Origin of the sequence: Thermoactinomyces sp. DSM 45891, assembly GCF_900119485.1 — a bacterium.
Classification (GTDB): Bacteria; Bacillota; Bacilli; order Thermoactinomycetales; family Thermoactinomycetaceae; genus Baia.
The window spans coordinates 87,497-113,501 of the sequence record NZ_FPJZ01000004.1; the positions used below are offsets into that span (position 1 = coordinate 87,497).

At 39.9% G+C, this 26,005-nt stretch carries 25 protein-coding genes, 2 tRNA genes, 1 pseudogene and 1 other annotated feature; of the genes and pseudogenes, 21 read left to right on the forward strand and 7 right to left on the reverse strand.

The genetic code is table 11. From position 1 onward, the window contains the following. Positions 1-114: 114 nt before the first annotated feature. From guaB to BT147_RS06070, 7 genes are all read left to right on the forward strand, one after another. A complete protein-coding gene (gene guaB / locus BT147_RS06040; RefSeq protein ID WP_072332227.1) occupies positions 115-1,572 on the forward strand; it encodes an IMP dehydrogenase in 1,458 nt (485 codons plus the stop codon). A gap of 242 nt (positions 1,573-1,814) precedes the next feature. Continuing rightward, the gene (locus BT147_RS06045; RefSeq protein WP_177239703.1) at positions 1,815-3,050 is read left to right on the forward strand and encodes a D-alanyl-D-alanine carboxypeptidase family protein; all 1,236 of its coding nucleotides are present in this window, start codon (positions 1,815-1,817) and stop codon (positions 3,048-3,050) included. A 117-nt stretch (positions 3,051-3,167) separates the two neighbouring features. Next, positions 3,168-4,064: a pyridoxal 5'-phosphate synthase lyase subunit PdxS gene (gene pdxS / locus BT147_RS06050; RefSeq protein WP_072332233.1), complete on the forward strand. Its 897-nt coding sequence runs from the start codon at positions 3,168-3,170 to the stop codon at positions 4,062-4,064. 24 nt (positions 4,065-4,088) lie between these two features. Next, entirely contained in the window at positions 4,089-4,670 is a 582-nt protein-coding gene (pdxT, locus tag BT147_RS06055) for a pyridoxal 5'-phosphate synthase glutaminase subunit PdxT (RefSeq protein ID WP_072332236.1), read from the forward strand. 33 nt (positions 4,671-4,703) lie between these two features. Then, positions 4,704-4,909 (forward strand) — a binding site (T-box leader). A gap of 42 nt (positions 4,910-4,951) precedes the next feature. After that, positions 4,952-6,232: a serine--tRNA ligase gene (serS, locus tag BT147_RS06060; RefSeq protein WP_072332239.1), complete on the forward strand. Its 1,281-nt coding sequence runs from the start codon at positions 4,952-4,954 to the stop codon at positions 6,230-6,232. A 291-nt stretch (positions 6,233-6,523) separates the two neighbouring features. Further along, a tRNA-Ser gene (locus tag BT147_RS06065) sits at positions 6,524-6,613 on the forward strand. Positions 6,614-6,729: 116 nt separating this feature from the next. Beyond that, positions 6,730-6,897 carry a DUF4177 domain-containing protein gene (locus BT147_RS06070; protein WP_177239705.1) on the forward strand — a complete coding sequence of 56 codons (168 nt, stop codon included), beginning with the start codon at positions 6,730-6,732 and terminating at the stop codon, positions 6,895-6,897. 527 nt (positions 6,898-7,424) lie between these two features. Here BT147_RS06070 and BT147_RS06080 read toward each other — a convergent pair. The 4 genes from BT147_RS06080 to BT147_RS06095 form a co-directional block, all read right to left on the reverse strand. After that, positions 7,425-7,955, reverse strand: a complete 531-nt coding sequence (locus tag BT147_RS06080; protein ID WP_072332245.1) for an SMI1/KNR4 family protein — start codon at positions 7,953-7,955, stop codon at positions 7,425-7,427. Positions 7,956-8,046: 91 nt separating this feature from the next. Continuing rightward, on the reverse strand, positions 8,047-8,238 hold the full coding sequence (locus BT147_RS15980; protein ID WP_083426426.1) for an HNH endonuclease: 192 nt from the start codon (positions 8,236-8,238) through the stop codon (positions 8,047-8,049). Positions 8,239-8,318: 80 nt separating this feature from the next. Then, positions 8,319-8,711, reverse strand: coding sequence for a hypothetical protein (locus BT147_RS06090; protein ID WP_072332248.1), 393 nt, complete (start codon positions 8,709-8,711; stop codon positions 8,319-8,321). Between the two features lie 67 nt (positions 8,712-8,778). Continuing rightward, positions 8,779-9,354 carry a transposase gene (locus tag BT147_RS06095; RefSeq protein ID WP_072332251.1) on the reverse strand — a complete coding sequence of 192 codons (576 nt, stop codon included), beginning with the start codon at positions 9,352-9,354 and terminating at the stop codon, positions 8,779-8,781. A 5-nt stretch (positions 9,355-9,359) separates the two neighbouring features. On the opposite strand from BT147_RS06095, the pseudogene BT147_RS06100 reads away from it, so the two are divergent. From BT147_RS06100 to BT147_RS15450, 4 genes and pseudogenes are all read left to right on the forward strand, one after another. Further along, positions 9,360-9,651 (forward strand): annotated as a pseudogene (locus BT147_RS06100) (transposase); the annotation flags it as partial. Between the two features lie 197 nt (positions 9,652-9,848). After that, positions 9,849-10,475, forward strand: a complete 627-nt coding sequence (gene srtD, locus BT147_RS06105) for a class D sortase, LPxTATN-specific (protein ID WP_072332254.1) — start codon at positions 9,849-9,851, stop codon at positions 10,473-10,475. A 1,034-nt stretch (positions 10,476-11,509) separates the two neighbouring features. Continuing rightward, on the forward strand, positions 11,510-12,817 hold the full coding sequence (locus BT147_RS06115) for a sensor histidine kinase (protein ID WP_177239707.1): 1,308 nt from the start codon (positions 11,510-11,512) through the stop codon (positions 12,815-12,817). A 102-nt stretch (positions 12,818-12,919) separates the two neighbouring features. After that, on the forward strand, positions 12,920-13,078 hold the full coding sequence (locus tag BT147_RS15450; RefSeq protein WP_165873631.1) for a hypothetical protein: 159 nt from the start codon (positions 12,920-12,922) through the stop codon (positions 13,076-13,078). Positions 13,079-13,175: 97 nt separating this feature from the next. Here the strand turns inward: BT147_RS15450 and BT147_RS06120 are convergent, their stop codons facing one another. Next, the gene (locus BT147_RS06120) at positions 13,176-13,346 is read right to left on the reverse strand and encodes an alpha/beta-type small acid-soluble spore protein (protein ID WP_072332263.1); all 171 of its coding nucleotides are present in this window, start codon (positions 13,344-13,346) and stop codon (positions 13,176-13,178) included. A 227-nt stretch (positions 13,347-13,573) separates the two neighbouring features. On the opposite strand from BT147_RS06120, the gene BT147_RS06125 reads away from it, so the two are divergent. The 4 genes from BT147_RS06125 to BT147_RS06140 all read left to right on the forward strand — a co-directional run bounded on the left by BT147_RS06125 (position 13,574) and on the right by BT147_RS06140 (position 17,076). Continuing rightward, a complete protein-coding gene (locus tag BT147_RS06125) occupies positions 13,574-13,897 on the forward strand; it encodes a DUF2500 domain-containing protein (RefSeq protein WP_072332266.1) in 324 nt (107 codons plus the stop codon). A 59-nt stretch (positions 13,898-13,956) separates the two neighbouring features. Next, positions 13,957-15,261, forward strand: coding sequence for a hypothetical protein (locus BT147_RS06130; RefSeq protein WP_072332269.1), 1,305 nt, complete (start codon positions 13,957-13,959; stop codon positions 15,259-15,261). A 68-nt stretch (positions 15,262-15,329) separates the two neighbouring features. Beyond that, entirely contained in the window at positions 15,330-16,022 is a 693-nt protein-coding gene (locus BT147_RS06135) for a response regulator transcription factor (RefSeq protein ID WP_072332272.1), read from the forward strand. Beyond that, positions 16,012-17,076: a sensor histidine kinase gene (locus BT147_RS06140; RefSeq protein ID WP_072332274.1), complete on the forward strand. Its 1,065-nt coding sequence runs from the start codon at positions 16,012-16,014 to the stop codon at positions 17,074-17,076. The genes BT147_RS06135 and BT147_RS06140 overlap by 11 nt, the downstream gene beginning before the upstream one ends. Before the next feature lie 104 nt (positions 17,077-17,180). Here BT147_RS06140 and BT147_RS06145 read toward each other — a convergent pair whose 3' ends face one another. Continuing rightward, complete coding sequence (locus BT147_RS06145) at positions 17,181-17,408, reverse strand: LuxR C-terminal-related transcriptional regulator (protein WP_072332277.1); 228 nt, start codon at positions 17,406-17,408, stop codon at positions 17,181-17,183. Between the two features lie 369 nt (positions 17,409-17,777). Here BT147_RS06145 and asnB point away from each other — a divergent pair, with 369 nt between their 5' ends. Both asnB and BT147_RS06155 read left to right on the forward strand, forming a co-directional pair. Further along, positions 17,778-19,622: an asparagine synthase (glutamine-hydrolyzing) gene (asnB, locus tag BT147_RS06150; protein ID WP_072332280.1), complete on the forward strand. Its 1,845-nt coding sequence runs from the start codon at positions 17,778-17,780 to the stop codon at positions 19,620-19,622. 72 nt (positions 19,623-19,694) lie between these two features. Next, a tRNA-Arg gene (locus BT147_RS06155) sits at positions 19,695-19,771 on the forward strand. A gap of 300 nt (positions 19,772-20,071) precedes the next feature. Here BT147_RS06155 and BT147_RS06160 read toward each other — a convergent pair. After that, entirely contained in the window at positions 20,072-20,953 is an 882-nt protein-coding gene (locus BT147_RS06160) for an ETX/MTX2 family pore-forming toxin (protein WP_072332282.1), read from the reverse strand. 361 nt (positions 20,954-21,314) lie between these two features. On the opposite strand from BT147_RS06160, the gene BT147_RS06165 reads away from it, so the two are divergent. The 4 genes from BT147_RS06165 to BT147_RS06180 all read left to right on the forward strand — a co-directional run bounded on the left by BT147_RS06165 (position 21,315) and on the right by BT147_RS06180 (position 25,990). Further along, positions 21,315-21,914, forward strand: coding sequence for a TetR/AcrR family transcriptional regulator (locus BT147_RS06165; protein ID WP_072332285.1), 600 nt, complete (start codon positions 21,315-21,317; stop codon positions 21,912-21,914). Positions 21,915-22,052: 138 nt separating this feature from the next. Next, the gene (locus tag BT147_RS06170; protein ID WP_072332287.1) at positions 22,053-24,071 is read left to right on the forward strand and encodes a YhgE/Pip domain-containing protein; all 2,019 of its coding nucleotides are present in this window, start codon (positions 22,053-22,055) and stop codon (positions 24,069-24,071) included. A 217-nt stretch (positions 24,072-24,288) separates the two neighbouring features. Continuing rightward, on the forward strand, positions 24,289-25,230 hold the full coding sequence (locus tag BT147_RS06175) for a metal ABC transporter substrate-binding protein (RefSeq protein WP_072332290.1): 942 nt from the start codon (positions 24,289-24,291) through the stop codon (positions 25,228-25,230). A gap of 1 nt (position 25,231) precedes the next feature. Next, on the forward strand, positions 25,232-25,990 hold the full coding sequence (locus BT147_RS06180) for a metal ABC transporter ATP-binding protein (RefSeq protein ID WP_072332293.1): 759 nt from the start codon (positions 25,232-25,234) through the stop codon (positions 25,988-25,990). The last annotated feature ends 15 nt before the right edge of the window (positions 25,991-26,005 follow it).

Below are 26,005 nucleotides of genomic sequence, written 5' to 3' on the forward strand. Positions count from 1 at the left end.
GAAATATGTGGAACAAAGCTTGTAGTAAGAGATTTTCATTCTTGACGGGGTAGGAACGCTCTGTTAAACTTTCAAAAAATCTTGCTTGCTTCTAGAAAGAAGGGACTCGTAAACATGTGGGATCAGAAATTTACAAAAGAAGGATTAACCTTTGATGATGTGCTATTAATTCCTGCTCGTTCTGAAGTTCTGCCTAATCAGGTTAGTGTTGCGACGAAGCTAGGTCCTCATATTCAGCTAAATATTCCATTAATTAGTGCAGGGATGGATACTGTTACAGAATCAGCTCTAGCCATCTCGATCGCGAGGCAAGGCGGTTTAGGAATCATCCATAAGAATATGAAAGTAGAAGAGCAAGCGGAAGAAGTAGATCGTGTAAAACGCTCGGAAAGTGGCGTGATTACGAAGCCTTTCTATCTACATCCGCATCATCAGGTTCATGATGCAGAGGCTTTGATGGCGAAGTATCGTATTTCGGGTGTACCGATCGTAGATGAACAGGTTCGTTTAGTAGGAATCTTGACGAATCGTGATTTACGATTTATCCACAACTATTCCACATTAATTTCAGATGTTATGACGAAGGATAATTTAGTAACCGCGCCAGTTGGTACGACACTAAAAGAAGCGGAAGACATCTTGCAACGTTATAAGATTGAAAAGCTCCCACTTGTGGATGAGCAAGGAATTCTAAAAGGGCTTATTACGATTAAGGATATAGAGAAAGCCACTCAGTTTCCAAATTCGGCCAAAGATAGCCAAGGAAGACTTCTAGTGGGAGCAGCAGTTGGCGTATCCACAGATACGATGCGACGTGTAGAAGCACTTGTGAAAGCGGAAGTAGATGCAGTCGTTGTCGATACCGCTCACGGACATTCTATGGGGGTTCTCGAGACCGTTCGTAAACTTCGGGATCTTTATCCTGAACTTACGATTATCGCTGGAAATGTGGCTACAGGCGACGGAACAAGGGACCTCATCGAGGCAGGTGCTTCTGTAGTGAAAGTAGGAATTGGACCAGGTTCCATCTGCACGACACGTGTTGTAGCTGGAATCGGTGTTCCACAAGTCACAGCCATTTATGATTGTGCTTCTGTGGCTCGCGAATACGGAGTCCCGATTATAGCTGATGGTGGAATCCGATACTCTGGAGATATCGTAAAAGCGATCAGCGCAGGTGCAAGTGCTGTAATGTTAGGAAGTATCTTTGCTGGTACTGAGGAAGCCCCGGGAGATACTGAAATATATCAAGGCCGCCGGTTTAAGGTATATCGAGGTATGGGATCGATTGGTGCGATGGAGGCAGGTAGTAAAGACCGCTACTTCCAGGAAAATGAGCGGAAGTTGGTACCAGAAGGGATTGAAGGTCGTGTTCCATACAAAGGGCCTTTAGTCGATACGACTTACCAGTTGGTCGGCGGACTTCGTTCAGGTATGGGTTATTGTGGAGCGGCAACGGTTTTAGATTTGCAAGAGAATAGTCGTTTTATTCGTATCACAAGTGCTTCATTGCGTGAGTCGCATCCACATGATGTGCAGATTACGAAAGAAGCACCGAATTATCATGGGTAATGACATATAGGTGGTTGAGAAGAGGGTGGGTTATCCCACTCTTTTCTTATTTTCATGGTGGAGATAATCCAGTAGAATGAAATGATCAAAGGTAAGGGATATGGATGAATTCAAAATAGGGATGGGAACGGTTTTGAAACTTGAACTAATTGTCACTTCCTTATCCAGTTAAATGTTGTAAGCTAATTCTTATAAGTTCTATTTGCTATTATATATTTTTTATTATAATGGGAGGGTCAATTGTGAAAGTACGTCTTAGAAAGATATGGATTAGTCTTATTACGATATTCATGGTGATCCTCTTTCCTTATCAGGTATGGGCTGCACAGTCCTTGTCATCTGTGCAAGCGGAGTCTTATTTTTTGATGGATGCGGAATCGGGTGTTATTTTGGCTGAGAAAGATGCAGAGACGCCGAGACCGCCTGCCAGTATGACGAAGATGATGACGCATTTTATCATATTGGATGAGATAAAAAAGGGCACAATAAAGTGGGATGACGTTGTCAAGGTAAGTGCTCGTGCGGCGGCGATCAATGAGGGTGGAATTTTTTTAGAACCAAATGAAGCATTGACTGTGAAGGATTTATTTATCTCTTCTGTGGTAAAGTCGGCCAATGATGCTACGATTGCTCTATCGGAGCATATAGCTGGCTCGGAAGCGAAGTTTGTAGAGCGGATGAACGAGAAAGCAAAAGAACTCGGAATGAAAAGTACGCATTTTCGAAACACAACGGGTTTGAATATGGAAGACTATGGAATCCATGCCCCAGAAGTACCGGGGGAACATGTGATGGGAGCACAAGATTCTGCGATTCTAGGGGATGCACTCTTACGGAGTCACCCCGACATTTTAACATATACTTCCATCGCGAATCACATTGTACACAAAGATAAGAAAGACCTGACTATCAATAGCTCAAATCTCATGTTACCAGCGCGAAATAAACTGCCTTATGATGGAGTAGATGGACTGAAGACGGGTCATACCCAATTGGCAGGCTATTGCTTCACAAGTACGGCAAAAAAAGGGGATTTACGAGTCATTTCTGTGGTGATGAAAACAAAATCAGACTCTGAGAGATTTGTAGAGACCAAAAAATTATTGGATTATGCGTTTGAGCAATATGAAGAGAAAACGCTTGTGAAAAAGGGTGCGACGGTACCTGGTGATGAAAACATGGCGCTACCAAATGGTGTGGAAAAGTCCGTTGAGGTACAATCTAAGTCTGATATAACCCTACCTGTAAAAAAAGGTGCGAGTGAGAAGGATTATGAATATAAAGTAACATTTGCCCCTGGTGTGAAAGCACCCATTTTGGCAGGGACGGAAGTGGGGAAAGTAGAGGTCTTGCACCAGGGTAAAAGTATACCCGGATTTAAACCGGTTCCATTAGTCGCTTCAAAGAATGTGGAAGAAGGTAGTTGGGTTCGTTTGTTTTTCCGTTCCATTGGAGACGAAATATCAAGCTGGTTTTAGTTCCATCGCGTTTCTTGTCAATGTAGACCATTTCTTATACAATTGATTAATAGTAATGAAGCCAAAAGCAATAGTTATATATATTGATCTTATAGGCACACATAGGAGGAAGATACCATGAGTCAAAATCATCAAGTTGGGACAGATCTTGTAAAACGCGGTATGGCTGAAATGCAAAAAGGCGGCGTCATTATGGACGTTGTCAATGCCGAGCAAGCGAAAATTGCTGAAGCTGCAGGTGCAGTGGCAGTAATGGCTTTGGAGCGTGTTCCATCTGATATTCGGAAAGCTGGCGGTGTAGCACGCATGGCTGATCTTCGTATCGTGGAAGAAGTGATGGCGGCGGTATCCATTCCTGTTATGGCAAAAGCACGGATCGGTCATTTTGTAGAAGCACGTGTCTTAGAAGCGATGGGTGTTGACTACATCGACGAATCAGAAGTACTCACCCCTGCGGACGAAGTTTATCATATCGATAAAGGACTATTTACAGTACCCTTCGTGTGTGGCGCTCGTAACCTCGGAGAAGCGTTACGTCGTGTTGGAGAAGGTGCATCGATGCTTCGTACAAAAGGCGAGCCGGGAACAGGTAACATTGTAGAAGCCGTTCGTCATATGAGAATGATGCAAAGCCAAATCCGTAAAGTACAAGGCATGTCCCGTGATGAACTCATGACAGAAGCAAAGGACCTAGGCGCACCTTATGATCTCCTTCTTCAAATTCATGAGACAGGTAAGCTACCTGTTGTAAACTTTGCTGCAGGTGGCGTGGCAACTCCAGCAGACGCGGCACTGATGATGCATCTTGGTTCAGATGGTGTATTTGTGGGCTCTGGTATCTTTAAGTCTGAGAATCCAGAGAAATTTGCCCGTGCGATCGTCGAAGCAACCACTCATTACAATGACTATGACCTCATTGTACGTGTATCAAAAGAACTAGGTGGTAGTCCGATGACTGGCTTAGAAATCTCAAAACTACGCCCTGAAGACCGTATGCAAGAACGTGGCTGGTAAGAGAGACTAGGAGGTACCTTTTTTATGAAAATCGGGGTCCTAGCTCTACAAGGAGCGGTTCGCGAACATTTACATCTGCTTGAAAAAGTAGGCGTTGAAGCAATAGCCGTAAAAAAACAAGAACAATTGCCAGATCTAGATGGCCTAATTTTCCCAGGTGGTGAGTCAACCACGATGGGAAAGCTAATCCGTAAATATGATCTGCTTGAGCCTATACGTAACTTCTATCACCAAGGAAAGCCGCTATTCGGCACTTGTGCGGGTCTCATTTTATTAGCAAATGAGATTGAAGATGCGGACGAGCCTCATCTTGCTGTGATGGACATGACCGTAAAGCGTAATGCATTTGGTCGTCAAGTAGACAGCTTTGAAGCAAAACTTGCTATCAAAGGGGTCGCGGATGACTTTCATGCCGTCTTTATCCGTGCCCCTCTCATTACCCACGTGGGAAGTGAAGTAGAAGTACTAGCCGAAGTAAACGGCGAAGTAGTAGCAGCACGGCAAGGGCATGTTTTATGTGCTTCCTTCCATCCTGAGCTTACGGACGATGCACGATTCCATCAGTTTTTTGTAAATATGGTTCGTGAAGCGGTTGCATTGCGCTAATTTCTGGATATAATAAAATTACTAATCTATATAACAAGAGTGAAGAAGAGACTAGTACCCATTCATTTCAGCCTTAGAGAGACGGTGTCGTGGTGCAAACCGTCCTGAAATAGTGGGGAATCCACCTCGGAGCTACACACGATTAAGTGTGCTCGGTCTTTTGGCCGTTATCTCAATCAAGTGGATGTCGTATTTACGATGTCAATTAGGGTGGCAACGCGGAACCTTTCGTCCCTGGAACGACGAGAGGTTCTTTTTTATGGAAAAAAGGAGGAAAAGCCATGTTAGATTTAAAAGTACTACGGAATCAACCAGAACGGGTACGAGAAGGACTACAGAAACGTAACGCAGACCTATCCGTTCTAGATGACTTTGCAAAGATTGACGATCGACGTCGAGAATTAATCACAATGACAGAACAATTAAAGAGTCAACGTAATCATGTTTCCCGGGAAATAGCGCAAAAGAAAAAAGCAAAGGAAGATGCAGACGATCTCGTACTAGAAATGAGAAAAGTAGGAGATCAGATTAAGCAATATGATGACGAAATTCGTCAACTAGACGAGGATTTAGCAGAAGTTCTCCTTTCCATTCCCAATATCCCTCATGAAAGCGTACCGATTGGCACATCGGAAGAAGAAAATGTAGTCCTTCATCATTGGGGAGAAGTGAAAACACTAGACTTTGAACCAAAGGCCCATTGGGATTTAGCACAAGAGTTAGATCTACTTGACTTTGAACGTGCGGCAAAAGTAACAGGCTCTCGCTTTGTTTTCTACAAAGGATTAGGAGCGAAACTAGAGCGAGCATTGATGAGTTTTATGCTCGATTTACACACCGAAGAGCATGGCTATACGGAAATGATTCCGCCCTTTATCGTAAATGCCAATAGCCTGAAAGGAACAGGACAATTTCCTAAATTCAAAGAGGACGTATTTGCCTTAGCAGATACCAATGACTACTATCTGATTCCAACTGCCGAGGTCCCTCTTACGAATTATCATGCAGATGAAATCCTAGCTGTGGAAGAGCTTCCGAAGTACTATGCCGCTTTTAGTGCGAACTTCCGCTCTGAAGCTGGATCTGCTGGTCGTGATACGAGGGGGCTTATTCGCCAACATCAATTTAATAAAATTGAGTTAGTGAAAATCGTGCATCCTGAAGAATCGTACACTGAGTTGGAGAAGCTTTTGGCAAACGCCGAGCGTGTATTACAGAAGCTAGAACTTCCATACCGTGTTGCAAGTCTATGTACAGGCGATACCGGATTTGCATCGGCAAAAACATACGACTTAGAAGTATGGATGCCAAGTGCCGGAACTTACCGCGAAATCTCGTCTTGCTCGAACTTCGAAGACTTTCAAGCGCGCCGAGCCAATCTTCGCTTCCGTCCCGATACCAAAGCAAAACCAGAATTTGTCCACACTTTAAATGGCTCTGGACTTGCCATCGGACGTACCACCGCGGCGATCATCGAAAACTTCCAGCAGGCAGATGGAGCCATCCGCATTCCAGAAGTCCTACGACCCTATTTAGGTAGTCGTGAATATATCGGCAAATAAATGAAGAAAATATAGTTGAGATAGCTTGACAGTTTCTCATTGTATGCGATACAATAGAAACGTTATTGCTAGACCAACTTTGGAGAGGTGGTCGAGTGGTTGAAGGCAGCGGTCTTGAAAACCACGGAACATTCGACATCTCCAAGAAATCGGATCTCTCAAACCCCGCTAGTACCAAAGGGTTTGGCGATTTCCTTAAAATGAATATCTGCCGAAAATGGCAAACTGCTAATGAAATTGCTAACGTTAGTCTGCTAAAGCGTTTTTCAAGCGTTTTAGTGGGCTTTATACGGAGAGGTGGTCGAGCGGTTGAAGGCTCCAGTCTTGAAAACTGGCGATGTCGCAAGGCATCCGTGGGTTCGAATCCCACCCTCTCTGCCAAATGAATAATCTAGCCGTTAGCTGGTAAAAAAGTGTAATCGAGTAAATCCGATTACACTTTTTTGGTGCATATTAACTAAATGAAGAAAAGTTGAGTGGAGAGGGGTAGACAAGCCGTGTATGAGTATAGGGTGATCAAGGTACCTGCCATTGCGGACACAGAAGATTACGAGACAGTGATGAATCGTATGGCGGAAGATGATTGGCGTTTGACTCAGATGTGTAGTAAGCAAACATTGGGAAGCGATCAGATAATCATGCTAATTTTTGAGAGACAGAAATAGAGACTAATATAAAAATGAAAGAGATGTTAAATAGATGAACTGCACCTCGTCAAGTAGCCGATCCAAATGCGCAGATATTGATTCTAATATTAAGGGAGGTGTGTGTAGTGGACCTAGTTGTTAATACACTTCTGCTAGCTTCTTTAGGTCCAACTATATACGCTATAATATTTTTTTCGAAGCAAAGAGATGAGAAAAGAGACAAGGTAATCAATTTATCATTTAGATCAGCGTATATACTTGTTGTTTTAGGTATCGTTATTATATTTATTATGACAAAGATGTTTGATATTAGTTATAGTCATTTTCGGGATTGTATACTTTCTTTACTCTCACTAGTAAATATATTTTTAGGTTTGAGGCTCTATTTGTTAAACTCTAGATTGAGTAAATAGATTTATATAACTATTAGTATCAGTGTGGTTATGTGATTGATTGTATATCAAGAAAGTTAGTTGGCTTATTGAATTAAAAAAGTGTAGTCGAGTAAATTCGATTACACTTTTTTTGTGGTTATGAAACTCAAGTTAGTATGATTTATAAAACCTTTCTCCCGAATATAAGTCCCACTCCCAGAACTTAGATCCTTGTGCAACTACTAATCGATCCAGCCATAATTCAAATGTCATATTCATTTTTTGAGATTCATCAACAATAGCATTAGAAAGGTATAGGTAATCTTGTTGGTCTGGCTTAGTCGAATTTACAAAATAGTCTCCATCGACAATAGATACAATAGGCCACCATTCAGTAGGTAAGTAATCATGGTAATTCTTTATTTCCTTCATTTTATCGAGGGAATGAATTTCGTAACCTCCGCCAAACTCTGGAGTGAACATCGTAGCTCCATTCGAAATGAGGAGGAAATTTTTATAATCTGGAGGGAGACGGAAATACTCTGATTCAAAATCAGACAGTACATTTGGATGAACAGGTTCGTTAAACTTAAATGAAACACTCCACTTAGTGCCTCGTTCATTCACAATTTCTAGCTGGTTACTTTGAAGATTAGATTTTAAGCAACTTAATGTTTTGCTTACGAGATCTCCAACTTCCATGGGAAACAAACACCTACTCGCTTTTATGTCTTTTTATGAAAAAAGAATACAGTAAAGCAAACAACTTGTAAACTCTACTGTATTCATGAATTTATCTGTACCCGCTATTCCACCACGGAGTAACTCTCTGTTGATGAAAATCACGAGGCAAAGGTATTAAGTTGTCAAAGTCGTTTGTTCCGCCGTATTCTCTAGGAATAATGTGATGTATATCATAATCTGCCCAATTAAAGGAGTCATCTTTCTTTTTTGGATCACCGTATTTTCCAATATATTCGGCGATGTATTCACCTCATTTGATAAAACATATGTTTAAAAAAACGGATGGAGATTGTAAAGTCTCTCCATCCGGTAATCTTCTATTTACGGTGCCCAACTGTAATCGAAGAAACTAACCTCAGGGTTATTGTAAGCTGTTTCAAAATGCATCATAATCATTTGATTCCTATATGCTGAGCTGTGCAGAGCTGTAGTTGTATCCTGTACACATTGTTTTTGTGCAGATATATTGTTCTTATTATTATCATTAGTCATACAGAAGACACGACTAGTTGCATCCGTTACTCTTACAAGCTGAGTTTTAGGATCACCTCCACCGTGTCCTGCGGGGCGTGGAGTAGAATAATGGTCACCCTTACCATTCGCTCCAATCCATACATTCCCATTGGGGCCTTCGAACCACGTAGCAGAAGCTGCTCCCATAGAAGTAACTAACATTCCGGCGGCCACTAATGTTCCGACTACTTTCTTATTCATTATAAATCCATCTCCTATGTAGTAATATACGTTGCGTTAGGAATTGTATAATAATATATATTAATAATCAATATGTATTTTTACAGGTGTGTTGATTTGCATAAATATGGAATTTAACATAATCATCTAAGAGGTTCTTCCCTAAGGAACTGATTAGCCATTCGGCTTGGAGTTGTCCAAGCCACAGCTTGCGCAAGAAAACGATTTTTGAAACAGCAGAAAAGGCAGGACGCGTCCCAGTATATAACCATTGAATTAGTGCATAGGCGATGAGGGCAGCGTATAGCTGGCCATATACAGCATTAGGAGTAGTTCCAAACAACCGCTTTACATTCAGATGTTGTTTCATCCAGCGAAAAAACAGCTCGACTTGCCATCGGGCACGATACATTCCAGCAATTGCCTCAGCGCCCACATCATATAGATTCGTAACCACTCGAATCTTATGTCCCTCCAGATCTTGAAAAGTAACTAACCGAAATGGATGGATCGTTCCATTCACTTCTTCGCCCAAACGTGCTATCCAGTCTTCTCTAACAAAGGATTCCTTTGTCGGAACAGAGCAGATACGTTCATCACGAGTAACGGCATTTTTCTTTAATCGGATGACAAAGAATTTGTTTTCTCGACGAAGGTCATCCATCCGATCATATTTGGCAATATCATCTCGAAGAAGCGGACCATTTAAGGCATACAGAATCGAACAAACAAATCTATAAGCAAAGAAAAGAAATGATTGAACGAGTGTTTGCAGATATGAAAGAGAAGCATGGAATGCGCTGGACTACAGATGCAGGCGATGCTCGTTTTTGCTGCAATGAACTTGAAAAAACTCGCTACATGGCGATGGAGAAGCCATCGCCATAAACGATATTTAGAGCAATTCATACGAAAACCTCTCCTAAACTTGTTGTTCAGAAGAGGTTTGTCCGCAGTCTGAAGCGTGAAACGCTTGACTTATATAGTCTTTATCTGTTACAAGTATCTTAGGCTTTCAAATGGGTGCTCCTCGTTTTTGTGGAATACGAATCTCATTTACGATTTTCTCAGCAAAGGCACTCAATTATTGGAAAAAACAATAGTTGGAGTGTTTTTTATTTATCTGAAAAAAAAACAGGCTATAAGAAGGTGTGTCGAATGCTTCGAATTTTATCTGGGATTTTAGTCCTTGGAGGTCTAATTGTAGCAAGTTGGAGTGCTTATAATTGGTGGAGTGAGAGTGCTTCCCTTCCCTATGAACCTACTGTGGTTGAACAGATTGTGAAAAAAATAGATGATAAAACTATACAACCTACATTGAAACAAGGTATTACATCAAGTAAGAAATTTACTAGAGGTGAAAGAATCGGGGCTTTGATGATCCCGAGTTTAGAAATAAGTCGACCTATTGTGCAAGGACAAGATGACCACTCACTTAAAAAGGGCATAGGAGCTTACATTGAGGATAATAATCCTATTACAAAAGACCACACTGTTAATCCAGGTGATACAGGACACGTTGTTTTAGCTGGACATCGTGATACTCAACTAAAAGGAATAGGCAAGGTCAAAGTTGGCGACAAATTGGTTATTGATTTTGAAGCCCATTACTTTGTCTATCAAATACGAAAAGGTTGGAAAACTGATCCTGATGATCCTAATGTCATTGTTACTAAAGATAAGCCCACTCTCTCATTAATTACATGCTATCCATTTGATTATTTTGGTAGTGCTCCCTATAGGTATATATGGGAAGCGGAGCTAATTGCAATCACAAATAAATAGAAGGAAGTTTGTTTTCATATGAGTTATAAATAGTTTTGTGAATATAACGTAAAAGTTGATCACCTAGAATCGCCCCTTCTAGGCTTTGGCCTTGCATAATAATACAATTCGTTCTCTGGCTGTGCTAATGGTTGCTAACAAAACTACTAATGACATTGCTAACAAACCATAGACAATGGTGCTTATTGAGGTTAACCTATATTACATGAAACCGCGGTTTGTTTAGGACTATTACTCTCCATTACTTTGTATAAGGTAGATTCCGTGGACTTGAAAACCGCCGACGTTGCAAGGCGTCCGTGGGTTCGAATCCCACCCTCTCTGCCAAATGAATAATCTAGCCGTTAGCTGGCAAAAAAGTGTAATCGGGTTCACTCGATTACACTTTTTTGATGTATATTAACAAATGATGTCAAGGAGAGGCGGATAAACCATGTATGAATACAAAGTGATCAAGGTGCCTGCCAGTACTATCCAAAGGAATCACATGGAGGAAGATGGCTGGCATTTGAGTCTATGTAGTAATCAAGCGATGAGAATTGACGATTATGTTAGTTTTTGAAAGACAAAATAATTGATTTATTGAAGTGAAAATGTGTGGTTAGATTCTCTGCTACATATCCAAGCGCATATTTTTATGGCTTATTTTTCAATTTGATTTTAAGGGACTCTATATAATAATCTTTTATTTAGTTCAAGTTACCATTAAGTATTCCTATTTGAGTATTATCGAATAAGGAGGTATAAAAATGATTGATTATATATCTAAATCTGTTGATGATCTTGCCGTACGCCTCTTTTATCTAGAAACAAGTAAACAGTCTCGATCTAGGGATGAATGTACAATGAATTGTGTATTTCCTACAACTATATGTCTAGATCTCCAATTTCAAGATAAAAAGAAGAATAGTTATAGTTATCTATCTATTCTATATACTTTTTGTAGTATTACGATCCCTAGTATATCCATAGGAGGAATACGGTAAATGCTCCTCCTATGGATATTGATGTGGATGATAGGAATATTGCTTCTATTGGCTGATTTTAAAAACCCTAGTGCGCGGTGGGCGAGTGCTACTACATTTTGTGGTGGTGTAGGAGGATTATCAGTAGTCATTGGGGAACAGATTAAACCGCTCTTTGAAAGTAATTCTGATGTTTTTCAGTATCTACTTTTAGCTGAAAATATTACAGCGTTCGTATCTGACTATCTGACCCCTTATTCTTTTATATTTTTTGGATTGTCATACTCCGAAATTGTTCCTAGAAAATATATTAGGATGCTGCGATATTTCCTTTTTATTCCTGTTATAGGGATGATTATGTTTTATCCTGTATATCCAACTTTCGTAGTTCCATATTCCTTAGCGACTTTCTGGGTTGTGCCATATATTTTGACGGGTATTATACTTCTTATATGGTCCTATATTATGGAAAAAAATCCATTCACTAAAAGAAGTAGATTTTATACCTGTTTGGCGTTTATCCCTACTATGATTTATGCGGTAACTACAAGTTATTTTCTACGCATTATGGATATTGAGGAAGGGTGGCGTTATAATTACTGGATTGCTCTCTTCCTTTTCGTGGTTTCCATCACTTCCCTTTTTCGTTTTGGCTTAGTTGGAGTCCGTCTACGGGTTCAGCGTCAGAGTCTTAACTATTCTATACAGCAGTTAACAGCCGAAACATCTGTGATGAACCATGGAATGAAGAATGATTTAGGACTCATCAAACTATATGGTGAAAAAATTAAAAATTATGCAATGACTACTAATCAAGTGAACTTGCAAAGCGATATTGACATCATTCTTCAAATGCATGAAAAAATGCAAAATACGATGATGAGAATACAACAACAAACAAAGGATCAAAAGCTATATATAGGAGAATATCGAGTAGTGGATATGGTAGAGAGGTGCTTATACCAGTCAAAAGCCAAGTTAAAAGATTCTGGCATCAAGGTAATGAATAGTATGAAATGCGATCTGACTATTTGTTGCGATCGCCTACTAATAGAAGAGGTCATAAATAATATTGTTTCTAATGCGATAGAAGCTATGCCGACTGGAGGGGAGCTTACTATAGACATAGCTAAAAATAGAAAGAATGTTATTCTTATAATCAAAGATACGGGAATTGGTATACCTAAGGAGCATTTTACACGAATTTTGGAACCCTTCTTCTCTACAAAATCAAATCCTAAGGAAAATTTTGGTTTAGGACTTTTGTTTTGTTACAATGTTGTCAGAAAGCATGGAGGCAAGATAGACTTTTATACAAATGAAGGGGTAGGAACTACTGTATACTTAGCTTTTCCTAGGATCAAGGAGAATAGATAATGGGGGAAGGGTTGATTACAATAGGATCATAACCAAGAAGCAAAATCCACTACATAAACTAAGAAGCTACTAGACAAAATAAGTCCGAAAGGACGGGATTCGATGAAATCATACGAAAACTCCACCACAACTCCCATTCATTCGGAGGGAACGAGCAAAGGGAGAGATGAACGACTTGCAGATCAAGGGACTCCACTGGGAGAAGCCGTGGAAGCCAATAAAGAGAAGAAGTTAAAGGGGCCTAATGCTCCGGCTACATAGAAGAGATATGGGAAAATTCCCTAAGAACATTTCCAATAAACAACAAGGTGCAATCTAGAGAATACCAGATTGCACCTTGTTGTTTGTAACCTAATTTTTACAGCATATTTTCGCCTAACTGGACCAACCGGCGAGTGATTTCTCCGCCAACATAGCCGTTATCACGGGAAGTAGTGTCTGCTCCAAGTTGAACACCAAATTCAGATGCAATTTCGTTCTTCATTTGATCCAGACTGTTTTGAACTTGATTGTTATGTGTGTGTTTCATTTCCAAAAACACCTCCTTATTGCACCTTAGTATGGTCCGGAAAAAAGAGAATATGACTAACTTATATTTCCAAAACCATTAGATCATTGTTCTTTATAAAAATTTTGATTGAGTATAAAAATATTTTATTATATTCTCGATAGGTAAGGATATTGTCTTGAAAAAAGACTTGATGGGTATATAGCAGAAATATCTGCTCTTCAATTAGCCGAAGGAGGAACAATCCATTGGAATCGATCGGATCATTAATAGGTTATCTCATCATGGGTTTCTTTATCATCGTGTTTGGTGGAGTCATTATTTTCTTTATCTCTATTTCCATTCGGGGTTTGTTTAGATGGATTCGTAATAACAATCAACCTGTGCAAGCGATAAACGCTAGTGTAATAAGTCGACGTGCCATCAAACAATATACTTTTATCGCATTTGAAGGGGAGAATGGCGATCGAATGGAGTTCCGTATGAGTAGATCTAAATCAGTGTTAGTGGTAGGAGACACAGGTGTACTTACGTTTCAAGGCACTCGATTTAAGGGATTTCAACGGAGGTAGATTACTCTGCCTACCTAGACTATGAATCACTACACAAAGGAACAGAAGAAGGTGTAAATTTGGATACATTTCCTAAGTACATATATGCCGAAATAGTAGCTCCTCGAGATCCTGCTGATCAAATAGATGGGGATTCCTCTAAAGAAGGAAATCGAAATCGCACATTCATGTCATGGGATCTATGGTCGAAAATCGTTGATGAGTGTAGTCAATACGAGGATGTAACACTTACCCCCTCTTGGGAGGGTGAACCCATGCTCCATCCGCAGTTTCAAGAATTTATGGCTTATGCGATCGCGAGATTAGGGGAAAGAATACGTCTAACTACCGATGGCGCGCTCATCAATGAACAAAACAAGGAAACACTGAGAAACCTAACCTCGATTACAGTAAACGTGAATAGTGATCAAGGGTTTGAACGTGCAGTAGGGCTGAATAACGAACGTGACCAACATACTTACCTCACTCTTGCTTTTGCTTCGGGTCATGAGTCTACCATAAAGTATTTTAACTACATAGTTGGGGATCCATTTCAAGACCTTCGAGGATTCGATTTTGTTGTCTATCACTACGAGTTAAAAGAGGGTTCCTCATACTATGATCCATATGTCGGGAAGACGATCTTGATCGATCCAGAGGGCTCAGTTGCCTTCTACTTGCATCCTTATCACGATCATCTAGAAACAAAGACTGTGGCTGATATTTGGTGTCAGCATGATCTGAATGATGCACCGGATCAAATCTATCATGACTGTGAGACTCGTAACCGTTATGGAAGTCAGCTCTATACTCCATGTAATGACTATAGTAAATCCACTCGTTGCCCCAAGTGCGATGGAGTTTTATCCCTGAATGCTGTATTCTGTTTAGATTGTGAGAAGCAAGATGAAATAGATAAGCTAACATCTTATATCCAAGATATACCAAACAGCCAGATATTGTCTGGTTATAAGGTCTTTCGAATTCATTCAACCGCGTTTGAAGCATATCAAGTAGAGGATCTCGAAGAAGATGACGAGGGCCCATATAGCGATTGTAATTGGAATGGTACTGCACATGAGATAGCCGATTATATTCAAGGTGTGCTTATTTCGGATTTGGATAGCGAGGAATATAGTTGCTCTCGATGCGAAGCGCAGATAAAACGTAATGAGAAACTATGTATGGGATGTTATGAAAGGGAAGGCTTAGAAGAAATCACATCTGCTATAACTAAAATTACAAACACAGGAATCGTGTCTGATTCAACGGTGAAACGGATTAGTTCAACTGAATTTGAGATATATAATGATCAAAACGTATGTAAGTGTAGCGGTAATATACAGAAGGTGGCTGAATACGTCTACTTTTTTTATCCTCATTAGGATGAAAAAGAAAAAAGGACACCGAAAAACTTATAGTGAGATAAGAGAGAGCGAGGGGGATTATGAATTTGTCTAAGCAAATCTTAATCGTAGATGATGATAAAGAAATCGTAAACTTAATCGATATCTCTTTACAGAACGAAGGTTTTACTATATTAAAAGCGTATGATGGGGAAGAGGCTCTTGAAATCCTACAAGAGAGTTCTGTTCACTTGATCATTTTAGATGTTATGATGCCTAAAATGAATGGCTTGGAGTTTTGCCGACGGGTTAGACAAAAAGATAATACTCCTATTCTGATGCTGAGTGCTAAATCAGAAGATACGGATAAAATTACTGGTCTGATGACAGGAGCTGATGATTATATGACCAAGCCATTTAACTTATTAGAAATGATGGTGCGCGTGAAAGCGCTTTTACGAAGGGCTTATTATTTTAATCATCAGCTCCCACAGGGATATAATGAGATGATTCGCTTAGGAGAACTGACTATTGATCGAAAAACATACTCTACTTTTGTTGGAGAGGAAAAAATTAATCTAACATCTAAAGAATTTGAAATCCTATATCTTCTCGCTACACATCTAGGCCAAGCATTTAATTCTGAGGAAATATTTCGATCGGTTTGGAAAGAAAAGTATTATGAAGCTAATAACACTGTCATGGTGCATATCAGTAATTTACGAGATAAATTAGAAAAAAATCTAGGTTATAAAGTGATTCATACCATATGGGGAGTAGGTTACAAGATTGAGGGATAAAGTGTATTATCGGATTTTATCTAAAATTGCTGCGGTCTTTATCTTTAGCTTGTGGGCTTCTCTGTTTATTTCAAACTTTGTTTATAGTTTATTGAAAGAATATACTTCAAACCTAGAGGCTATCGAAAGCCTGTTGCCTATCCGTATGGAGTATATATTGGTAGGGCTATTTGGCATTATTATATTTTTACTATTTACTGCGCGTTATATCAGATACTTTATTCAAATCTGTCATGCGGTTAGTGAGATTGCACAAGGAGATTCTAAAAAGAGAGTGCCAGTGAAATTTCAAAATGAGTTTAGTAAGTTGGCGACTCGAATTAATTTGATTTTAGAACAATTACGTACAGCCGTTGAAGAAGAACGCCTAGCAGAACAGACCAAAAACGAGCTAATTACGAATGTTTCCCATGATTTACGAACTCCATTAACCTCCATTATGGGGTATTTGAGTTTGATTGATCGCAATCAGTATCAAGACGAAGTAGAGCTTCGATATTATACAGACATTGCTTATCAAAAAGCTCAGCGATTGGATCAATTAGTAAATGATTTATTTGAATACGTTCGGACTAAAAACCCAAAGATGAGTTTACAGATGAGAGCGATTAATTTAAAGGAATTGCTGAAACAGATCGCGATTCAGTTCCAAATCCAACTTACTCAAGAAAAAATGAAGTCCAGGCTTTCACTACCAGAAAGTCCTGTTTATGTGGAGGCAGATGGCGACCAATTAGCAAGGGTATTTGAAAATATTATCTCAAATGCGATGAACTATGGTAAAGAGGGGGGATTTGTCGATATTATCTTGGAGGTTCGTGACCAACTTGCGATTGTGAAGATCATAAATTACGGGGATAGCATTCCCCTAGCAGATCTTCCCTATCTTTTTGATCGCTTCTATCGAATTGAAAAGTCACGATCTGTTTATACAGGGGGATCAGGACTAGGGTTAGCCATCACGAAGAATATCATTGAATTGCACAAGGGTTATGTGAATGTTGAAAGTGATGACGAGGAAACAAGTTTCCATATTTGTCTGCCCCTCTCTTAGAGATGAACAGATTTATATACTAGAGTCACCTACTTCTTCCAAATTAGAAGCAGGTGACTCTTAGGTAAAGCATAATAGATAGTCTATGTTATAGATTAAAATTTTTATATTTTAACAAAAACCTCTTTTTTTATATCGATTAGGCCGCAATAATATGTAATGATCCCGATCTGAACACGAGATGTTATATGCCATTTACTCTTAATAGAAGCAATGATTTCCCCTACACGTCGTCTGCTAATAAATAATGACAAAGCAATTTCGTTATCTTTATATCCTTTCGCCACTAAAACGGCAACCTCAACCTCTCTACAAGAAAGCAAATGATCCATTTAATATCTCCTTAATAATAAAAAATAAAATTATATATATATTATTTTAACATAAACCACGCTAGATATTTAGTGAGAGATAAAGGAAGGTACTCATCTAATCAGATCTGATTAGATGGCATAAAACAGCAAAGAGCACTGTCCTTCGCTTTTCGAAAGACAATGCTCTTTTGTACTTAAGGCAGCTTTATAGGTATTGAGTGGAGACATAAAAATTGGCTATGCACAACTTTTTTAGTGTTATGCAATTTCATGATACCACAAGAAAATGGAAAAGTCTATTTTCTTTCGTTATTCAAAACGAGTCATGGAAAATTCCTTGTTCTGCTACATATACATACATAGATACTGCCTAGGGGAGGAAGACGGATGTGTGGAATTGTAGGGTGGATGAATTACGAGGAAAACTTGAGCTATCAGACCAAAGTCATTGATCTCATGAATAAACAACATGCTAATCGAGGTCCTGATTCAGAGGGGACTTGGATTGGCGAGCATGTAGCATTGGGGCATCGAAGATTAAGTGTGATGGACCCAGAGAATGGATTACAACCTATGGTGAAGCAGTTTGGTAATCAACAGATGGTGGTTACGTATAACGGCGAACTATACAATATGGTTGATCTCAGGATGGAATTAGAGTCTCTTGGGTATTGTTTTACTACTCACTGTGATACAGAACTTCTACCTGCTGCTTATCAAGAGTGGGGAGTGGATGCTCCTAAACGAATGAACGGCATATTTGCTTTTGCGATCTGGGATGAATTCGCACAAGAGCTATATATCGCGAGGGATCGGATTGGGGTCAAACCTTTGTTTTATGCCCATGTGAAAGATACCTTTGTGTTTGGGTCTGAAATAAAGTCTTTATTGCAACATCCAGATATTGGTTCTGTTATAGATGATCACGGCTTGGCCGAAGTGTTGATGATGGGCCCGGCTAGAACCCCAGGTGAAGGTGTGTTTCGTGATATTAAGGAGCTCAAGCCAGGTCATTGGCTGAAGGTATCTAGGCAAGGCATCCAAACTCATCCATATTGGCAGTTAGTGAGTCGAGCACATGAAGACGACTTTGAGACAACGATCACAAAGGTAACAGATCTATTTGAGGCTTCTGTCAGGAGGCAATTAATTTCAGATGTGCCAATTGGAACGATGCTTTCAGGAGGATTGGATTCGAGTGCGATTTCCGCAGTTGCAGCCAAGGTGTTCCGCGAGGAAGGCAAAGGTCGTTTAACTACATTTTCGATTGATTATCAGGATAATGATCAGTTCTTTGAGCAAAATGAATTCCAACCTAATGCGGATTCCCCATGGGCGCAGTTGATGGCAGAGTTCTTACAGTCTGATCATCATGTTGTATATCTCAATAATCAAGAACTGGTTGACCATATTCCTAGTGCGCTCATCGCAAGGGATTTCCCTGGAATGGCGGATATTGATAGTTCATTAATGCTATTCTCCCGGGAGATTAAAAAGGATTTAACTGTTTGTCTTTCTGGAGAATGTGCCGATGAGGTATTTGGTGGCTATCCATGGTTCCATCGGGAAGAAATGGTTCAGGCAAATATATTCCCATGGGCGTGCTTAACGAATGAGCGGATTCCTTTTATCCGAAAAGACGTTCAGGATCGAATTCAGCCAATGGAATATGTGGAAATGAGATATCAACAGACTTTAGAAGAAGTTCCACGATGTGATCAAGACTCCCCTAGAGAGGATCGGATGAAAGAGTTATTCTACATGAATCTAACACGCTGGATGCCTACTCTCCTCGATCGAAAAGATCGTATGAGTATGGCTTATGGATTAGAGGTTCGTGTCCCATTTTGTGATCATCACTTAGTTGAGTATGTATGGAACATTCCTTGGGAGATGAAAGCGCATAACGGTAGAGAAAAAGGATTGTTGCGCCACGCATTAAAAGGGATTTTACCGGATGAAATTATCGAGCGGAAAAAGAGTCCCTATCCCAAAACACATCATCCACTTTACCTACAAGCCATGCAAAGGAAGGTGAATGAATTACTTCTCGATAAGCAAGCCCCTATCTGGGATTTTCTTGATTATCAAGTGGTTCAACGCTTTGTCGGGCAAGATCTAAAACAGAAGCATCTGCCTTGGTTTGGACAATTGATGAATGTCCCCGCATTATTAGCTTACTGGCTTCAATTCAATCAGTGGCTCGTTCACTTCCAAGTTCAGTATCGTTAAACGAAGATCCCCTACACTTATTGTGAGTAGGGGATCTTCGTTATATAATGGACGAGAGGCAGATAATGATATGCGCCCGTAGCTCAGCAGGATAGAGCACTAGTTTCCTAAACTGGGTGTCGGAGGTTCGAGTCCTCTCGGGTGCGCCAATATTATCAAGGGGTTTAGGGGCTATGACATTGAAAATATGATGTTATAGCCCCTAAGTGCAAACAAATTGCAAACCTTTATCTAGATAAAGTGCTTTGTAATCTAGTTTTCTATTTCATCTGCTGGTATCAGGGATTGTAGCGTTTGATAAAGGATGGTAAACGTTTCATAAGGACACCTCTCTATGGTTTAGTGGGCACTTTACCATTTTGAAGAAGGTGTCTTTCCCTATCCAGTTAGTACTGGCTTTGGGTTTTATGGTATTCGGGGAGAATAGGAGTGATCATTTTCGTTTAACTTTATTCTACATTGAATATAATGGTCTCTGACTTATACGGCTGAGGTACGACACCCCTTGCAAACCTACTATTGCCATTAGTTGAACCTAGATCAAAGTAGTCCAATTTCAATTCAAGGTCAGTTCCATAGGTTCCAGAGTATGTTCCTGCACCACTAAACGACACGGTACTATTACTGGGGTTTGGTATCAGTGGACTTCTAGTATTGCCCTTTTTTCTAGATTCCTGAACAATGTCATATAAATTCATTTCATATTCGATCGAATTGAGTAAATCTTTTACACGCACCTTTCCACCTAGGCCAGTTCTGAGAGCGGTTTTTCCAGAGATCTCCTTTTTATGGAGATTGGCTGTTATCTGTATTCTAGTGCGGGCGGGAACCACAATTTGTTGTGATGGAACAGAGATCGTTCTTTCCACGGTAGTGTTGTTTCCTTGTGTACTGCTAAAAGAAAATTCTGTAGATAGCTTCCCGCCTAAGAAGGAAAAGCCCGCGGTAATTTCAGCTCCTATCTTAAGACCACGTGTGACAGAATTGGATACAGTATCACTTATCTTTTCACTAAATGCTTGAGTACTTATGGTTTGCGGGATATCTAAGTTATTTTCTATCCTTGTTACCCCTACGTACGCTACACCCACATCATTAATTACGGGTGAACCGCTCTGTCGAACATGTGGATTGTTTGCTGTTACTTTGTCTATACTCTTCACTTGGTAAATTCCGCGATAGGTATAGTTTAAAGCTGTCTGTACCTCTTTCTTTAAATCCAAAATATCGGCTGTATTTACCCTCGTCTCTGCAAAAGTATTAGCGGGGATTGAAAAGGCTAAGAGTGCAGCAAACATGACTAATGTATAAATTCTCATCATCTTCTTCATACCATTTATCTCCTCTCTGTTTATGTATTCATATATTTACATATTTATATATTTATTATGACATGAATTTATCGGCAAGCAATCCTTTTTATCTTACTCGATAAAGGAATTCAAATCTTAAAATCACTGGTAACGATGGCGATTACGATCCCGGTAAATGATTGGAACGATTCAAAGTAAGGAGATGTTGATACGAGGGTAGGGATTCCCTGCAGATAGCTAAATTATTTCCCAGGAAATGATGGAGTTTATCCAGTTGTTTTACGGTAATCTTTATAGTTTTAAATTTTTCTCTTTGAAAACGTTTGCATTTCCATGTAAGATGTTCTTAACAGTGAACGGATACAGGAGTGTGCTTACCATGCGCCATCAAAAAGTGGATGTTATACTTCAAGCGGCTGTAGAGGTATTTTCCGATCAAGGCTTTGACCAAGCAAAGATGGATGATATTGCACAGGCGGCAGGTGTAGCAAAGGGAACGATTTATTATCATTTTAAGAGTAAAGAGGATTTGTTTACCGGATTAATGGACGAAGGTATGGAGAAGTTGATAGATTGTGTGAAGCGTCATATCGACAGTGAGGATTCTCCAGTTGATCAGATGCATGGATTGATTCGAGCTCATAGTCAATTTTTTATGGAAAATGGAAAGTTGGCCAAGCTACTTCTGAATGAAGCTTTTGGAACAAAGGAGCGACAACAGAAGTTTCGTGCGAGCATTCGTGAATATATTCAGCTAATTGAGTCGTTGATTGAGAGAGGGATTTCTACTGGCGATTTCCAATTTGATTATCCATCTGAAATGGCAATCTCAATCTTTGGAGCAGGGAGCGTATTGGTTCTGCATAAATTATACACTCTCGAGGATCGTGCATGGACTTCTGAAGAATCAGAGGAACTTACTCAAATGATTATCCAAAGTTTGAGCCAACTCGTCTTTCGTAGTTTGTTAATAAAATAGATGATATTTTAAGGCACAAAGTACTTTCTTTGTGCATATTTTTATATTATAATATTTATTGACTGACCAGTCAGTTTTGAGAAAATGGACTTTTTACACTGAAAAAAGCTTCTTCCGATCTCGAAGGGAATGTACGTTATGATGAAACGAAAAAAAGCAAAGGCCCTCCTTCTGGAGTACTCCGACTTTGCGAAGATCTGGCAAATTAAATCTATGCGGTTAGCAATGCTGGGAGTATTGGCGTTGCCTCTTGTGTATAGTTTTATTTATTTGTGGGCCTTTTTTGATCCATATGAAAATGTGAAATATTTACCTGTAGCTGTGGTAAACGAAGACGTGGGTGTGCATAAGTCTGATCGTACGGTAGAAGCAGGAAACAAGATAGTAGATAAGCTGAAAGATAATTCGAAAGTGAAATGGGAATTTGTGAATCGCAAGCAGATGGAAGAAGGATTTAAAGATGGAACCTTTGCTCTCGCGCTCATTATTCCGAAGGAGTTTAGTGAGAAGGCATTAACTGTTGATAGCCCTGAACCTCTCCAAAGCCTAATCGAATATCGTTCCGATCCGAGTCAAAACTATTTAACGAGCCGATTAGGGAATAGTGTGGTTCAAACATTAAAAACAGATATAGGAAATCAACTGACAAAAGAATTTCTAACAGAAATGTTTGCTGAGTTGCATAAGAGTACAGATAAACTGCAAGAAGCAGCTGATGGGGCGCAAAAGTTAACGGACAGTATACAAAAAGCTAAAGATGGCACTGAGACAATGATTGCAAAGACGGAAGTATTGAAAGATGGTGCTCAGAAGGTTGCCGCAGGAAATGCGAAATTGGTCTCGAAACTTCACCAGACCGTTAAAGACTTAGAAGAAGCACTGAAAGGATATCATATTACTTGGGATAATATGAAAAAGGCACAGGATTTTCTTCATAAAATTAATGATAATATACAAAAAGATAAAAGCAATATTTATAAAGCAGAAACATTTGATAAAATTACCAAGCGTTTGAAGGATGCCCAAAAACTACAGGAACAGGCACGTCAAAAACTAGATATATTGATAAAAGAGCATCCTGAGTTAGCCAAAGATCCAAACACGAAAAAACTTATCGATATTCATAGTGAGCTTCAACAACTGAATGTAGGTAGCCAGTCGGAAGCAAGCAAGATGGAGGAAGAAATAAAAAAATTAGCTTCTTCTTCTTCGTACAAAGATTTTGCATCCAATTTTCAAGGTTTGACCAGTGCTGTAGATATCGAGATTACAAAGCTGGAAGAGAAGAAAAATAAGATCCCGGAAGGATTAAAGCAAGTACAGGAATTAGCAGATGGTAGTGCTAAAGTAGCGCAAGGGGTCACCAAACTACAGAAAGAAGGATTAGGTGACTTATCCAAAGGATTAGGCCGAATCATTAATGAGGGCTCAGATAGACTAGCATCAGAGCTACAAGACGGTGTGGATAAGGCAAAGGAATCATTGGTTGCGGATACGGAGAAGGGATCCGTTATGTCTGATCCGGTTCATGTAAAGGAAAATGAGCTCCATAAAGTACCAAACTATGCAACTGGTTTTGCGCCTTACTTCCTCTCCCTTTCTTTATGGGTAGGAGCAATGATTCTTTTTACTATCTTTGACATTTTCCAATTCTCATCGAAGATCTCGTATCGTCCAGTGAGACTCGGGATGGTAAGTATCGTTGGGATGATCCAAGCGGTTATTACTTCATTAGCATTAACGCAAGGATTGGGAATTAAAGTGGAGCTCCCTATCTGGTTGTATGTTTTTACGATGTTAATGGGAGTTACATTTATCGCTATTAACCAGATGCTGGTGACGTACCTGGGTAACGTTGGACGATTCATGGCAATTGTCATTTTGATGTTCCAATTGGCATCAAGTGGGGGAACGTATCCGATTGAACTTTCTCCAGACTTCATCCAAATGATTCATCCGTTCTTACCGATGTCGTATACAGTACACGGATTACGAGCTATTCTATCGAGTGGTAACGAATCCGTTGTGTATCACGATGCACTCATTTTGCTGGGGTATTTCGTTGGTGCTGTGATTTTGACCCAGATAGGTGGAAGATACTTGGGGAAGAAAAAAGCAGCGAAACAAGAATCGTCTATGCAGTCACTAGCTAGTTAAGCTGCATAGCAAGTTATACTTTGTTGATTGGAAGCCTGCATATAGCGGGCTTTTTCTGTATCATATTTGTTATCTATCTGCAGTTAAGGAAATAATAGGTAGGTAAAAATGTAATAAAGAACATTTAAAACGTAATATTTACGATTTACAATAACTCATCCCTTCCTATATAATGATGTTACTTTTAAAAGATGAACGTTTTTGGAGGAAAATAGGTATGAAAAAACAGTATGTTTACGGCATAATTGCTTCTTGTCTTTTTTTAACTTCTGTAATAGGTTGTTCGTCGAAAGAATCGAAGGATAGCACAAATCAGAATGGTTCAGTATCGATTGTGACGACTCTATATCCGTTAGAGGATTTTGCTAAGAAAATCGGGGGAAGTCATGTTCAAGTGACGAATGTGGTTCCGGCTGGGACTGAATCCCATGATTTTGAGCCATCTGCTAAAGATTTAGCGAAGTTAAGCAAGGCAAATATCTTTCTCTATCATGGATCGGGATTTGAGTCATGGACGGAGAAGGCAGTTTCTAATCTAGATAAGAGCAAGACGAAAATCGTGAATGCATCGGATGGACTAACGTTGGACGAGGGGTCTAAAGGAGACCACAATCATAGCCACGATCACGAAGGGATGGACCCGCATCTATGGCTAGATCCTACTTTGGCTAAGAAGGAGTCTCGTAAGATTTATGATGCGATTGTATCTGCTGATCCAGCTCATAAAGAGGAATACACTAAAAACTTTACTGAGCTTGAGAAACAGTTTGATCAGTTGGATGTGGAGTTTCAAACGATGGCCAAAAAGGCAACAAAGAAGGAATTTGTCACGTCTCATGCTGCATTTAGCTATTTAGCTCATCGATATGGATTGAAGCAAATTTCAATATCAGGGCTTTCGCCTGAGGATGAGCCAACACCGAAAGAGCTAAAGGCAATTATTGATGAAGTGAAGGAGCATCAGGTGAAGTACATTTTCTTCGAAACACTGGTTAGCGGTAAGATGGCGGATGTAGTAAAAAATGAAGTGAAGGCGGAAGCGCTTATTTTAAATCCGCTTGAGGGGTTAACTGCTGAAGAGATTAAGAGCAAGCAAGATTATTTTAGTGTGATGAGAAAGAATAAAGAAAATCTAGCGAAGGCATTAGGTGCGATGTAATATGAGTACTCCGATACTGAAGGTGAGCCATCTCTATTTTTCCTACGGGAATCAAAAAGTGCTTGATGATGTGTCTCTATCTCTGGAAGAAGGGGAATTTTTAGGGATTTTAGGGCCGAATGGCTCAGGGAAGTCTACTTTGATGAAAATTGTACTGGGGTTGATGACGCCACAGCAAGGGGAAATCGATCTCTTTGGTTCTTCGATTGCTCATTTTAAGGAGCGCTCAAGGATTGGTTATGTCTCCCAAAAGGCGAATAGCTTTAATTTAGGATTCCCAGCCACGGTTCGTGAGGTTGTAGCGTCTGGACTTACGGGAAAGCTAGGGCTGTTTAAAAGATATAAAAAATCTGATTGGCAACGTGTGGATGAAGTAATTGAGCAAGTAGAGTTGTCTCATTTGGCTAATCGGAATATCGGAAAGCTATCAGGTGGACAGCAACAAAGAGCCTTTATTGCTAGGGCTTTGGTGGGGAATCCGGAGCTTTTGATATTAGATGAGCCGACGGTTGGAGTAGATGCGAAATCAACCACTCAATTTTATGAGTTGGTGCGATTTCTTCATCAGAATCAAGGGTTGTCAGTTATCATGGTAACACATGATATTGGGGTTATCTCTTCTTATGTAGACCGAGTGGCGTGTCTGAATAAGAGGCTCTTTTTTCACGGAGAGGCGGCCGAGTTTCAGCGACGTCAGAAGGAGATTCTCTCAGCGGCATATGATTATGATATTCAACTAGTAGAGCATCACCATCACTAGGATGTGAAGGAGGTA

Excerpts from the sequence above, each read along its gene's own strand:
- guaB (WP_072332227.1), top strand. The coding sequence starts at position 115 with ATGTGGGATCAGAAATTTACAAAAGAAGGATTAACCTTTGATGATGTG.
- pdxS (WP_072332233.1), top strand. The coding sequence starts at position 3,168 with ATGAGTCAAAATCATCAAGTTGGGACAGATCTTGTAAAACGCGGTATG.
- pdxT (WP_072332236.1), top strand. The coding sequence starts at position 4,089 with ATGAAAATCGGGGTCCTAGCTCTACAAGGAGCGGTTCGCGAACATTTA.
- serS (WP_072332239.1), top strand. The coding sequence starts at position 4,952 with ATGTTAGATTTAAAAGTACTACGGAATCAACCAGAACGGGTACGAGAA.
- BT147_RS06080 (WP_072332245.1), bottom strand. The coding sequence starts at position 7,955 with ATGGAAGTTGGAGATCTCGTAAGCAAAACATTAAGTTGCTTAAAATCT.
- BT147_RS06090 (WP_072332248.1), bottom strand. The coding sequence starts at position 8,711 with ATGAATAAGAAAGTAGTCGGAACATTAGTGGCCGCCGGAATGTTAGTT.
- BT147_RS06095 (WP_072332251.1), bottom strand. The coding sequence starts at position 9,354 with ATGGATGACCTTCGTCGAGAAAACAAATTCTTTGTCATCCGATTAAAG.
- srtD (WP_072332254.1), top strand. The coding sequence starts at position 9,849 with ATGCTTCGAATTTTATCTGGGATTTTAGTCCTTGGAGGTCTAATTGTA.
- BT147_RS15450 (WP_165873631.1), top strand. The coding sequence starts at position 12,920 with ATGAAATCATACGAAAACTCCACCACAACTCCCATTCATTCGGAGGGA.
- BT147_RS06120 (WP_072332263.1), bottom strand. The coding sequence starts at position 13,346 with ATGAAACACACACATAACAATCAAGTTCAAAACAGTCTGGATCAAATG.
- BT147_RS06145 (WP_072332277.1), bottom strand. The coding sequence starts at position 17,408 with ATGGATCATTTGCTTTCTTGTAGAGAGGTTGAGGTTGCCGTTTTAGTG.
- asnB (WP_072332280.1), top strand. The coding sequence starts at position 17,778 with ATGTGTGGAATTGTAGGGTGGATGAATTACGAGGAAAACTTGAGCTAT.
- BT147_RS06160 (WP_072332282.1), bottom strand. The coding sequence starts at position 20,953 with ATGAAGAAGATGATGAGAATTTATACATTAGTCATGTTTGCTGCACTC.
- BT147_RS06165 (WP_072332285.1), top strand. The coding sequence starts at position 21,315 with ATGCGCCATCAAAAAGTGGATGTTATACTTCAAGCGGCTGTAGAGGTA.
- BT147_RS06170 (WP_072332287.1), top strand. The coding sequence starts at position 22,053 with ATGATGAAACGAAAAAAAGCAAAGGCCCTCCTTCTGGAGTACTCCGAC.
- BT147_RS06175 (WP_072332290.1), top strand. The coding sequence starts at position 24,289 with ATGAAAAAACAGTATGTTTACGGCATAATTGCTTCTTGTCTTTTTTTA.
- BT147_RS06180 (WP_072332293.1), top strand. The coding sequence starts at position 25,232 with ATGAGTACTCCGATACTGAAGGTGAGCCATCTCTATTTTTCCTACGGG.